12 protein-coding genes and 2 tRNA genes are annotated in these 12,066 nt (G+C 33.0%); 11 read left to right on the forward strand and 3 right to left on the reverse strand.

Going from position 1 to position 12,066, the window contains the following annotated elements:
* The first annotated feature begins 8 nt into the window (after positions 1-8).
* Both ucpA and B5E79_RS07020 read left to right on the forward strand, forming a co-directional pair.
* Positions 9-809 (forward strand): SDR family oxidoreductase UcpA, encoded by an 801-nt coding sequence (gene ucpA / locus B5E79_RS07015; RefSeq protein ID WP_087297472.1) that lies wholly within the window; start codon positions 9-11, stop codon positions 807-809.
* Between the two features lie 312 nt (positions 810-1,121).
* The gene (locus B5E79_RS07020) at positions 1,122-2,054 is read left to right on the forward strand and encodes a GTP-binding protein (protein WP_087297473.1); all 933 of its coding nucleotides are present in this window, start codon (positions 1,122-1,124) and stop codon (positions 2,052-2,054) included.
* A 10-nt stretch (positions 2,055-2,064) separates the two neighbouring features.
* Here the strand turns inward: B5E79_RS07020 and B5E79_RS07025 are convergent, their stop codons facing one another.
* Positions 2,065-3,021, reverse strand: coding sequence for a biotin--[acetyl-CoA-carboxylase] ligase (locus B5E79_RS07025; protein WP_087297474.1), 957 nt, complete (start codon positions 3,019-3,021; stop codon positions 2,065-2,067).
* Between the two features lie 93 nt (positions 3,022-3,114).
* Here B5E79_RS07025 and B5E79_RS07030 point away from each other — a divergent pair, with 93 nt between their 5' ends.
* From B5E79_RS07030 to B5E79_RS07040, 3 genes are read left to right on the forward strand one after another with little or no spacing between them, the layout of a single operon-like run.
* The gene (locus tag B5E79_RS07030) at positions 3,115-3,615 is read left to right on the forward strand and encodes a DMP19 family protein (RefSeq protein ID WP_087243131.1); all 501 of its coding nucleotides are present in this window, start codon (positions 3,115-3,117) and stop codon (positions 3,613-3,615) included.
* 58 nt (positions 3,616-3,673) lie between these two features.
* The gene (locus tag B5E79_RS07035) at positions 3,674-3,895 is read left to right on the forward strand and encodes an acyl carrier protein (RefSeq protein ID WP_087297475.1); all 222 of its coding nucleotides are present in this window, start codon (positions 3,674-3,676) and stop codon (positions 3,893-3,895) included.
* Between the two features lie 36 nt (positions 3,896-3,931).
* The gene (locus B5E79_RS07040) at positions 3,932-4,858 is read left to right on the forward strand and encodes a magnesium transporter CorA family protein (RefSeq protein WP_087243133.1); all 927 of its coding nucleotides are present in this window, start codon (positions 3,932-3,934) and stop codon (positions 4,856-4,858) included.
* Here B5E79_RS07040 and B5E79_RS07045 read toward each other — a convergent pair.
* Positions 4,853-6,190 carry an aminotransferase-like domain-containing protein gene (locus B5E79_RS07045; protein ID WP_087297476.1) on the reverse strand — a complete coding sequence of 446 codons (1,338 nt, stop codon included), beginning with the start codon at positions 6,188-6,190 and terminating at the stop codon, positions 4,853-4,855. The two genes, B5E79_RS07040 and B5E79_RS07045, sit on opposite strands and share 6 nt — an antisense overlap.
* A 127-nt stretch (positions 6,191-6,317) precedes the next feature.
* Here B5E79_RS07045 and B5E79_RS07050 point away from each other — a divergent pair, with 127 nt between their 5' ends.
* The 3 genes from B5E79_RS07050 to B5E79_RS07060 all read left to right on the forward strand — a co-directional run bounded on the left by B5E79_RS07050 (position 6,318) and on the right by B5E79_RS07060 (position 7,935).
* A complete protein-coding gene (locus B5E79_RS07050; protein ID WP_087297477.1) occupies positions 6,318-7,646 on the forward strand; it encodes a 6-phospho-beta-glucosidase in 1,329 nt (442 codons plus the stop codon).
* A 91-nt stretch (positions 7,647-7,737) separates the two neighbouring features.
* Positions 7,738-7,828, forward strand: a tRNA-Ser gene (locus B5E79_RS07055).
* Positions 7,829-7,858: 30 nt separating this feature from the next.
* Positions 7,859-7,935, forward strand: a tRNA-Asp gene (locus B5E79_RS07060).
* A 73-nt stretch (positions 7,936-8,008) separates the two neighbouring features.
* Here the strand turns inward: B5E79_RS07060 and B5E79_RS07065 are convergent.
* The gene (locus B5E79_RS07065) at positions 8,009-8,539 is read right to left on the reverse strand and encodes an NUDIX hydrolase (RefSeq protein ID WP_087297478.1); all 531 of its coding nucleotides are present in this window, start codon (positions 8,537-8,539) and stop codon (positions 8,009-8,011) included.
* A gap of 231 nt (positions 8,540-8,770) precedes the next feature.
* Between B5E79_RS07065 and B5E79_RS07070 the strand changes: the two genes are divergently transcribed.
* The 3 genes from B5E79_RS07070 to ltrA form a co-directional block, all read left to right on the forward strand.
* Positions 8,771-9,751 (forward strand): RluA family pseudouridine synthase, encoded by a 981-nt coding sequence (locus tag B5E79_RS07070; RefSeq protein ID WP_087243137.1) that lies wholly within the window; start codon positions 8,771-8,773, stop codon positions 9,749-9,751.
* Positions 9,752-9,803: 52 nt separating this feature from the next.
* Positions 9,804-10,724: an ROK family protein gene (locus tag B5E79_RS07075; RefSeq protein ID WP_087297479.1), complete on the forward strand. Its 921-nt coding sequence runs from the start codon at positions 9,804-9,806 to the stop codon at positions 10,722-10,724.
* A 589-nt stretch (positions 10,725-11,313) separates the two neighbouring features.
* On the forward strand, positions 11,314-12,066 hold a 753-nt coding region (ltrA, locus tag B5E79_RS07080), incomplete at its 3' end, for a group II intron reverse transcriptase/maturase (protein WP_087297480.1).

Raw genomic sequence — 12,066 nt, forward strand, 5'->3', positions numbered from 1 at the left:
ATGAATTTATGGGAAAATTAGATGGAAAAGTTGCAATCATTACAGGAGCGGCTGCTGGATTGGGTGAAGGTATTGCAGAAGCCTATGTGAAATATGGAGCTAAAATCTGTATGATTGATTTATCGAAAGATGTTGAACAGACAGCTCAAAAGCTACGTGATCAATATCATGGTGATATCATCACTTATGTAGGTAATGTCGCTGATAAAAATCAAATGAAAGAAGCAGTTCAAAAGACAGTGGATACATTTGGAGAAGTGAATATTGCCTGCTGTAATGCTGGAGTTTGTCGCTTAGCACCATTTGAACAAATGAGTGATGAAATGAGAGATTTTCATATTGATGTCAATATCAAAGGTGTATGGAATACTTGTCAGGCAGTCATTCCTTATATGTTAAAACAAGGGAAAGGAAGTATTGTGATTGCTTCTTCCGTGACTGGAGATATTGTGGCTGATGCAGGAGAAGCAGCTTATGCCATGACAAAAGCAGCTCTGGTTGGTTTAACAAAATGTCTAGCTGTTGAATATGCCAGCCGTCATATTCGTGTGAACTGTTCACAACTTGGTTATGCCAGAACATCAATGGTTGAAAAGATGGCAGTAGAATCAAATCCAGATGATCCAGAAAGTGCAATTGCTGATATTGCCAAAGGCGTTCCAATGGGAAGACTTGCCAAACCAATAGAAGTTGGAGAATTATTTGCATTTTTAGGTAGTGATGAGTCAAGTTATATCACTGGTTCACAGTTTGTTATTGATGGTGGAAGTACATTGCCTGAAACGATGAGTATGGGAACAAATGAATAAAATGATAGAGGGAACATGTCCATTCCCTCTTTTTTCATGATCATGAAAGTAGTAGAATATTAAAAAATATGTTAAAATACACCATATAATCACAAGTCTATATGATGTTATAGACAAGTTATTCAACTTATCAATGTTTAAGTATGATTATAATTCAATAGATTCATGAAAAGTGGTATTATGATTTTTGATGGAGATATTCATTAAACTGATTAAATACAGATAGAATCAATGATTAATGAGCTTCTTTTTATGACACTTATTTGAACATGTTTATAAAAGATAATTCCATAAATGAAGGGAGATGGTAATTTGACAAAGGTAGATTTAATTACTGGTTTTTTAGGTTCAGGAAAGACTACATTTATTAAACATTATGCCAGTTATCTGGTGAAGCAGGGATACAAAGTGGGTATCATTGAAAATGATTTTGGCGCTGTCAATGTGGATATGATGCTTTTACAGGAATCATTAGGTACACAATGTGATTTAGAAATGATTGCGGGTGGTTGTGATCGCCAAACGCATCAAAGACGTTTCAAGACCAAACTCATTTCAATGGGCATGTTAAAATATGATTATCTTTTGGTTGAACCATCTGGTATATATGATGTTGATGAATTCTTTGATGTCTTACATGAAGAGCCATTAGAAAACTGGTATGAAATAGGAAATGTTTTTGCTGTTGTCAATGCTCAAATTGAACAGCATTTATCAAAGACTTCACGTTTTTTATTAGCTTCTCAAGTTGCTCATGCAGGATGTATTTTATTGAGTCATTATCAGGAAGCCAGTTTGGAAGAAGTGAAGCAGACAATTCATTTCATTCAACAATCTCTTTATGATGTACAATGTCAAAGAGTGCTTCAAGAAACGGATTTTGATACACATTGGATGCAATGGACGGACGAAGATTTCCAAAGTTTTATGAATAAAAGTTATGTGTTGAGTGATTATATGAAACATGAGATTGATTATCAAAAAGCATATACATCATTATATTTTATGAATAATCGTTTGAATCAGACAGAATTCAAGAAAGCTATTGATTCTATTTTTCATGATTTGTCATGTGGACATGTTTTTCGTATCAAAGGATTCATATCTGAAAATCAACAATGGATGGAATTGAATGCCACTCAAGATCATATCTCTTTACAACCTATATCTGATGGACAGGATATTGTGATTGTCATTGGAGAAGATTTGAATCAGGAACATATTGAAACTTATTTAAAGCCATAAAAAAACATCGTTACGACGATGTTTTTTTTCGTATAGAAACTTCTCCAGAACAAAGCTGACTGATGCCTTTTTCAGTTTGAATCTTTAATGATGCATCATCATGAATATCTAAAACATAAGCTGTATAGGTCTGATTATTTTCATAGACGGTAATATTTTGATGTAAAATATAAGAATGCTGACGATAAAAATCAAGAAATGAAGATGTCTGTAAGTTTTGATAATCTTGATAGAAAATATGAAAAAAATCTATAATGAGCTGTTCACGAGAAACTTTTGTTGTACAAAAGTCTTCAATACAGCCTGCAATATTTTGCAGTTCATCAGGCATTGTATAAGAATGAACATTGATACCAATACCGACAATCATATTTTCAATACGAGCTGTATTCATTTCAAGACTCGCTTCACATAAAATTCCTGCAACCTTTACATCCTGAATCATAATATCATTAACCCATTTGATTTGAGGGTAAACAGGATAATTTTTTTCAATCGTTTTGACTAGCGATACAGCTAGGCATGCAGTGATTTTTAAAGAATCATAAATGGTTAGATCTGGTTTTAAGACAAAAGATAAATAAATCCCTTTTTGTTGAGGGGAATGAAAGCTTTTTCCATTTCTTCCTTTTCCTTTTGTCTGTGATTGGGCAATGACAATATCTCCCTGTTGATGAGGTGATCTTTTTAGATAATCATTGGTTGAATCAATATCATCAAAATACTCAATGTTCTTAAAAAAATCAGGAATCTGTGCTTTGATATGATCAATCAAGATCACATCATTATCGTCAGTTAAACAATATCCTTTTTTTGTCGATGATAAAATATGATATCCTTTCTCTTTTAATTTTTTTATACATGTTGATATTGTCATACGTGACACATTTAAACTTTCACAAATATCTTGTCCAGAAATATATTCATTTTGGTGTTGTTTTAATATTTTTAAGATTTCTTTTTCCATGCATTTATTATAGCTTATGTTTATAGGAAAGATAAAGGGATATTATATACTTTTTCACTCAAAAAGTATAAAATAGAGATAGGAGGTGTGAATATGCCAACAGTAGAAGATGTATTAGATGATTTGACTTTACAGGCCAGTGAGATTGTATCTAGAGAAGATGATAGTCAAATTGTCATAGATTTATATAATGTGATTTCTCAAAAGTGTGAAAACGGGGATTTATTAAATGAATTGAATGGAATCGAAAGAGTTTTCTATCTCTGTCAGACTTTTGTTTTGATGATGGGTAGTGGTGGTATAGAAACCTATTACAAAGAGCCATCAGGAAATTATGCTAATGAAACAGTGGAAGCATTACTAGAAATGAATGCTAAACGTACTGCTTTGATTTTGGATAGAGGCAATGGTATTTTTCATGAAGGGATTGTCCCAGAAAATCAGCAATTAAGAATGGAAGAATTGAAAAACTTGGATTATAGTGAAATTTCATGGTTGTTTGATTTATTGGATCAGGAGTTTTTGCAGTTAAAAGAAGATTTAGAAATGTTAAGTCTGAATTATGTTTTGAATCATAAAGAAGCTTTTATGTAAGAAAAGAGATTGTGTTTTCTAAAAGATATGATTATAATGAAAATGAGGTGAATAAGGAATGAATTATTTTGATAAAATAAAAGAGAGATTATCATCTAAATTAAAAGGTCAGGAATTAACAAAAGAATCTTCTTTTAAAGATTTAGGTATTGATTCATTGGATTTGGTTGATTTAGTCTTTGAATTAGAAGAAGAAATTGGTGTTGAGTTTCAAGATGATGAACTGTTGAAAATTACAACAGTACAAGATTTATTAGATTTAATTGATACAAAGAAATAGGGGAAACTCTATTTCTTTTTTGTTAGGAGGAAAGTTATGATTTATCAGGTTGATCATCAAAAAGAAATTGTTAATATTCATGATATTCAAGAGGAACATCGTTATATTGCAATGATGGATTTAGAAGAACTCAAGTCCTGTTATCAGGAGTTTGGCATTGATGAAGCTGCTATTCAACGTTTAGAAGATCCTTCATTATTTCATCAAAATATGATTATTCCAGCATATCATTATTATTTTGGTTTGGTTCATTTGATTAATGCAAGAGATATTTTTGTAAAGAAAGATTCATTAGCGTTATTTATCTTTAAAAATATATTTTTGGTTGTTGTGATTGATGATGAAGATCATCACATCAATCAGGTTTTTCAATCATCCAGTGATTATGTTTTACAAAAAGAAGCTTCTATTACAAGACTTGTTTATTATTTTTTAAGTGACCTTCTCGCTGCTGATTATCAGTATCTTGAAGAACTTCAAAATGAAATTGAGGAACTAGAAACACAAGAAGAAGATTCCATGCATTTTACAAATCAGTTAAGACAGTTAAATAAAGAATTGCTGTTATTACAAAATTATTATGAAAACTTCATGACGATAGGTGAAGATTTAGAAATGAATCATCATCATATTTTTGAAGATGATGATTCAAGATATTTTGAAATCTTTACACGTCGTATTGAGCGTTTATCAAAAAATGTAGAAATGTTAAGAGAAATCCTGAATCAGGCTCATAGTGCTCATCAGTCTAGAGAAGACTATAAACTGAATAAAACAATGCAGTTTTTTACTGTTGTCACAACGATCTTTATGCCATTGACTTTAATTGCAGGATGGTATGGGATGAATTTTGAAAATATGCCTGAATTAAAAAGTATATACGGTTATCCAGCTGTGATTGTATTAAGCTGTATTGTTGTGATTGGATTGATTGTTTTATTTAAGAAAAAGAAATTTTTATAACATGTCTAAAAAAACTTGATAAAAGATTTGTAAAGCTTCTTTTAAATCATGACTATCAATTCTTACCAGGCTTAAACGAATCGAAGGATGAAAATGGGAAGGATCATAAAAACATCTTTCATTACGGGCAATTTTAATATGTTTTTGTTGGAGTCTGGTTTGGAATAAATCAAGATTAATATCAACAAGGCATTGAATGGTTAAATAGTAACCAGAATAGCTGGAAATCACTTGAATCAGTTGTGAATCCCAGTTTTGAGTGACTTTTTTGATAATCTGATAATCTTTTTTTAAATGATTTTGTAGTTGCTGAGTTTGTTTTTTATAAAGTGAGCTTTTAATGTAGGATTCTAAAGTGGCTTGAGAAATTAATGATGGTAATTGATAAGAATAATAGTAGGATTGATGACTCAATTTTTCAAATGTGTTTTTAAAGTCTTTATGAATAATCGCAGCACCAATACGTAAATAAGGAATTGTTTTTGAAAAGCTTGTTAGATAAATACAGTTTTGTCCTTCCATATAATAATAGAGTGGTAAATAATGTGATGTTGATGAACAATGCCCAAAGTAATCATCTTCAATAATATAGACGTTATACTTTAAAGCCAGTTGCGCGATTTTTTGGCGCATAGAGGTAGAATAAGTTGTTCCTAAAGGGTTGTGATTACGTGGAATGGTATAAAAGAATTTAATGTCATAATGTTGAAAGAGATATTGTAATTGAGTTAAATCAATACCATTTTCATCACGGGTAATTGTCAAAACAGGCAATGATTGAGATTTTAAAAATTGAACATAATAACTATATGTTGGCTCTTCAATCAGAATATATGTATGCTGATTAGGAAAATCAATAGCCGATAAAAAAGATAACATTTGTGTGACACCTTGAATCAGATAGATAGAGCTTTCTTGAGTATAAATGCCCATGTCAAAAAAGAAGTCGGCTAAAGTCTGGCGTAAAGATTGAACACCTTGTAAAGACAGGTTCAATGAAGATTCTCTATATTCTTCAATAGCTAATGATAAGCAATGTTTGGCATATTCTAAAGATGTTGCTTTGATTGCAGGATTCCCTGTTTCTAGTGAAAATTCTTTTGTATTGGATATTGGTAAGATAGGGGAACCAAGTACATAATAGCCACTTTGTGCTTTGGCATAAATCAAATGTTGATGAATCAATAATTGATAAGCCTTGATCACTGTTTCCTTACTACATCCTTGTTTTTTAGCCATAGTTCCAATCGAAGGCAGACGTTCTCCCTGTTTATAAACCTGTTGCATAATATCTTGTTCTAATGATTGAGCTAGACGTTCATATTTGGTCATATTGATCAACTCCTTAAAGATAGTATATCACATTCTAAACTATACCGGTATAGTTAACGATTCATTGTATTGCTTTTTTAAATAATTATTTTATAATGAAATCATCAAGAAGAAAGAGGTGCTCAAAATGAATAAAGATGGTGTTAAAATTGTAACAATTGGTGGAGGAAGCAGTTATACTCCAGAATTAGTAGAAGGATTTATTAAAAGATATGATCATTTACCAGTTAGAGAATTATGGTTAGTAGATATTGAAGCAGGACGTGAAAAATTAGAAACAGTAGGCGCGTTGGCAAAGCGTATGGTTAAAAAAGCAGGCTTACCAATGAAAGTCATTTTAAGTTATGATCGTCGTGAAGCTTTAAAAGATGCAGACTTTGTCACAACACAAATGCGTATTGGACGTTTACCAGCGCGTGTGTTAGATGAAAGAATTCCATTAAGCCATGGTTTAATTGGACAAGAAACAAATGGAGCTGGAGGAATGTTCAAAGCTTTCCGTACAATTCCTGTGATTTTAGATATTGTTAAAGATATTGAAGAGTTATGTCCAAATGCATGGTTAATCAACTTTACAAATCCAGCTGGAATGGTGACTGAAGCTATTTTGCGCTATACAAACTTTAAAAAAGCCATTGGACTTTGTAATGTTCCAGTGAATATGGTTGCTGGTTTTGCAAAAATGTTAAATGTTGATGAAAGTCAAGTGACCATGGAAGTTCAAGGGGTTAACCACTTTATTTTTGCAACTGATGTTTTTGTTGATGGGGTTTTACGTTTTGATGAATTATTGCATAAATATGCATATTTGAAACCTGAAGATACAATTCAAATGAAAAACTTCGTATCTTTACCATACTCTCCATCATTTATCAAAGGATTAAAAGCCATTCCTTGTCCATATCATAATTACTATTTCTATACAAAAGAACAATTAGAAGAAGAATTAGAACAATTGAAAACAGGAACAGTTCGTGGAGAAGTTGTCAGCAAGACTGAAGAAGAATTATTTGAATTATATAGTCATGAAGAACTTCAGGAAAAACCAGAACAATTAGCAATGCGTGGAGGTGCTAAATATTCTGATGCAGCATGTAATTTAATTGCTTCTATCTATACAAATAAAGGTGATATTCAATATGTAGATGTCAGAAACAATGGCGCTATTGCTGATTTACCAATGGATAGTGCAGTAGAAGTGGCTTGTCGTATTACTGCAGATGGTCCACAACCTATCGCAACAGGAGATTTAAGATTACCAATTAGTGGATATGTTCATATGATGAAAACATTTGAACGTTTAGTTATTGAAGCAGCCATCAAAGGTGATCGTGATTTAGCAGTGACAGCTTTAAATATGAATCCATTATGTCCAAGTGATGAAATTGCTAATATTGTGATTGATGAATTATTAGAAGCACATAAAGATTATTTACCACAATTCTTTAATAAATAGAGTTAGTTCGCTAACTCTTTTTTGTATAAAGTTTTTTCATTTTAGTATTGAAATCTTTAAAAAGGTATGTTATTATAGTTAGGCAACTGAAGGAGACATACTCAAGAGGCTGAAGAGGCGCCCCTGCTAAGGGTGTAGGTCGGGAAACTGGCGCGAGGGTTCAAATCCCTCTGTCTCCGCCATTTATGTAAACCCTTGGCAGTTGTTATATTGGTCTGGTAGTTCAGTTGGTTAGAATGCCGCCCTGTCACGGCGGAGGTCGCGGGTTCGAGCCCCGTCCAGACCGCCATATAAAATGATAACTATTCCATCAAGGAATAGTTTTTTTGTTTATAAAAGAAAAAAGTGGCTTTACCACTTTATCATTGATGATCTTTTTGATAGGCATACATAATCGCAATGACTGTTTTTGCATCAACGATTTCACCGTCTAATACTTTTTGATAAGCTTCATCAATATCCATCTTGATAATATCAATAAACTCATCATCATCACCAGCTAAAGCATCATTGACTTCTTCAAAATCAATCGCTTCATAAAGATAAAGCCATTCGCTTGTATAGCCTGGAGAAGGTAAAACTTTCATAATAAATTTCATGTCACGAGCACGATTATTTGTTTCTTCTTCTAATTCACGAAAGGCACAATCTTGTGGATCTTCATCTTTTTCTAACTTTCCGGCAGGCACTTCAATAGTTTGAATACGATTAGGATATCTAAATTGTTTCACAAGAATGATTTGATGATCTTTAACAGCTAAGATACAAACACCACCATGATGATAAACAACTTCACGATAGGCATGTTCACCATTTTCTAATTCGACTTCTTCTCTTGTGACTTGCATAATTTTACCATCATAAATAAGTGTTCTTTGAATCTCTTTTTCCATGATTTTTCACCTCCTCCATATTATAACATAAAATAGAAAAAGAAAGTATGCGGGGGAGCATACTTTCTTCTATCTCTATTATTTACACGTTAGGGTGATAATAGGGGGGTATGTTTAAGTGACAACCACTTAACATAAATAATTATAACAGAGTTTTAAGAGATGTAAAGGCTTTCAAATAAAATTGTGTATTTTTTTAAGAAATTTTGATAGAATGAAAATGGTGATGAAATGAAAACTTTAATGATAGATGAAAATTATGAAAACCAAAGAATAGATAAATATTTAAAGAAATTATTATGTCAGGCACCGCCACAGCTGATTTATAAAATGTTAAGAAAAAAAGATGTGAAAGTTAATGGTGTCAGGGTGAAAGAAAACTATATTTTAAAAAAAGGGGATCAGGTAGAATTATTTTTATATGAAGATCGCTTTTTAGAGCTCACAAAACCTCAAAGTATCTTTGATTTACCAATTACTTTTGATGTTTTATATGAAGATGACAATGTATTGATTGTCAATAAACCAGCTGGCTTGCTGGTTCATGAAGATATTCATGAAGATGTCAATACATTATCAAATCAGGTTTTAACTTATTTACATCAAAAAGGAGAATATGATCCTCAACAGACATTAGGATTTACTCCTGGACCAGTCCATCGTCTCGATCGCAATACCAGTGGCATTGTGATTTTTGGAAAAACGATGCGTGCTTTGCAGGATTTAAATGAGATGATGAAAAAACGTCATTGCATTGACAAGACATATCTGACAATCTGTAAAGGCTATATGCCTAGTGGTGAGTTGATTGGATATATGAAAAAAGATAGCGATCGCTCACTTGCAAGAATGGTATCACCTTCAACTGAAGGGGCTTTAAAGATGCATACGCTTGTTGAAAACATTAAATCTAATCAAAAATATTCTTTATTGAAAGTTAAAATCATTACAGGAAGAACCCATCAGATTCGTCTGCATTTATCAAGTGTTGGACATCCAGTGATTGGAGATAGTAAATATGGAGATTTTGAATTGAATCGTTATTTGAAAAAGACTTATCATTTTCAAAATCAATTTTTACATGCCTATTCCATCTGTTTTGTTAAACCGATAGGTTCTTTAAAATACTTACAGGATCATGTCATAACATGTCCATTACCACAAAACTTAGAAGTTTTGAAAAATGCATTGTTTCATGAAAAGAATCTATGAAAACAGTTGATTTTATTGTATAATAAATATAAATCAAGGAAGGAGAACTAAGATGAAATATTATATTGGGATTGATTTAGGTGGAACAAACGTACGTACTCTTTTGGTTGATGAAAATGGACAATCATATAGTGAAGTCAAAGATGCAACAGAAAGAGAAAATGGACCAGATTATGTTTGTTCAAAAATTATAAGACAAATTGAAAGTTTAGATTATTCAATTTGTGGTGGTATCAATAATGTTCAGGGGATTGGAATTGGTGTTCCTGGACCTGTAGATACTGAACGTGGTGTCATGATTATGGCAACAAATTTACCTGGATTTGAAAATTATCCTATTTGTGAAAAACTTTCAAGTCGTTTTAACTTACCTGTATTTATTGATAATGATGCTAATGTTGCTGGATTAGCAGAAGCTTTATTAGGTGCTGGTAAAGGGAAACCAACATGTTATTATGTGACAATTTCAACTGGAATTGGTGGAGCTTTTGTTGTGAATGGTCAACTTGTCTCTGGTGGAAGAGGACACGCTGGAGAAGTTGGAAATATTATTGTGAAAAACAACGGATATAAATTCGGAGGTTTAAACCCTGGAGCTGTAGAAGGTGAAGCTAGTGGTACAGCTATTACACGTAAAGGAAAAGAAATCTTAGGTGAAGATCGTGTCAATCATGCTGGAGATGTTTTCAGATTAGCTGATGAAGGTGATATCAAAGCGAAAGGTATCGTTGATGAATGTGTCAGTGAACTTGCTACTATGTTAGCAGATATTGCTCATACTGTTGATCCACATTGTTTTGTATTAGGTGGAGGGGTTATGAAATCTAAAAAATACTTCTATGATCAACTTGTTGAACAATTCAATGCTAGAATTCATGTTGGTATGAGAGGACATATCCCTATTTTAGAAAGAGAATTAGAAGATTGTGGTGCTATTGGTGCAGCCATGCTTCCAATGTCAAAATTAAAATAATGGTAATATGACAACTGATAAAGAGTGAGATGCTCTTTATCAGTTTTATTGTGTGCCGGGCATGGCACGGATTCAGTCGGAGATAGACCGACCACAGGTAGTTACCGCCAAGTGTAGTGAACCACAAGTCGTTAACAGTGATGTTAAGGATGGAGGAAGTGGTGTAGCGATTCTTTTGAGCGTACGAACAGAAACCTGATATAAGGCTAAATGGTGGATAAGATTGCAGTACAAACCGAAGTCCAAAAGGTAAACGTAAAACCAAGACAGTAAATCAGGACGTTGTGAAAGAAATAGGATTCGTGATTTACCCCGGGAGGTCTTGTGGACGATGAATTCCAATATCTTTAAAATCAGTGATGGTAACATCGGTCGAAAAAGGTCTGCCACAAGAAGTCAGCTGAGGTCGTAGTAGGTAAAGACATCTATACCAAAGGACCTAATGTTTATATGGTGCAACTCACCATGTGCAATGTTTGGACAGTTCGAAATCGAGGATAGTTCCATAAGTGGGAATCGTAATCCCATGGGAATGAAGGTAGAGGGAATGGTTCCAGATATATCTACAAAAGGAAGGAGAAGCAACAACATGAAATTAATCGAAGTGATTCTAAGAGATGAAAATCTCGAAGAGGCAATCAAAAGAGTCAAGAGTAATAAAGGTGTACCTGGCATTGATAAGATGACAGTGAATGAAATTGACGCGTATTTCAAGACCCATAAGGAACAGATAAAGAAACAGATATTGGAGAAGAAATACAAACCCCAACCAGTAAGAAGAGTCTATATTCCTAAATCAAATGGGAAGAAAAGACCCCTAGGAATTCCAACAGTAGTAGATAGAGTCATCCAACAAGCGATAGCACAAATATTATCAGAAATCTATGACAGTAAGTTCAGTGAGAATAGTTTTGGATTTCGACCAAATAGGAGTGCACATGATGCCATCATGCGAACACTAGACTACTTGAATGAAGGATACGAATGGGTCATTGATTTAGATATAGAAGCATACTTCGATACAGTCAATCACGATAAATTAATTTCAATACTTAGAGAGCATGTGAATGACTCGACAACACTGCATTTGATTCGCAAATTCCTGCAGGCAGGAATCATGGAAAATGGTCTTGTAAAAGCTAGTACCATAGGAATGCCACAAGGAGGACCTCTAAGTCCAATTCTATCAAATATCTACTTAGATAAATTTGATAAGGAATTAGAAGCAAGGGGACTATGCTTTGTGAGATATGCGGACGATAGTAATATCTTCGTTAAAAGCGAGATGGCAGCAAATCGAGTGATGAAGTCAGTCACATCATGGCTAGAGAGAAAATTATTT

Source organism: Massilimicrobiota sp. An134, from assembly GCF_002160815.1.
Taxonomy (GTDB): domain Bacteria; phylum Bacillota_I; class Bacilli_A; order Erysipelotrichales; family Coprobacillaceae; genus Allocoprobacillus; species Allocoprobacillus merdigallinarum.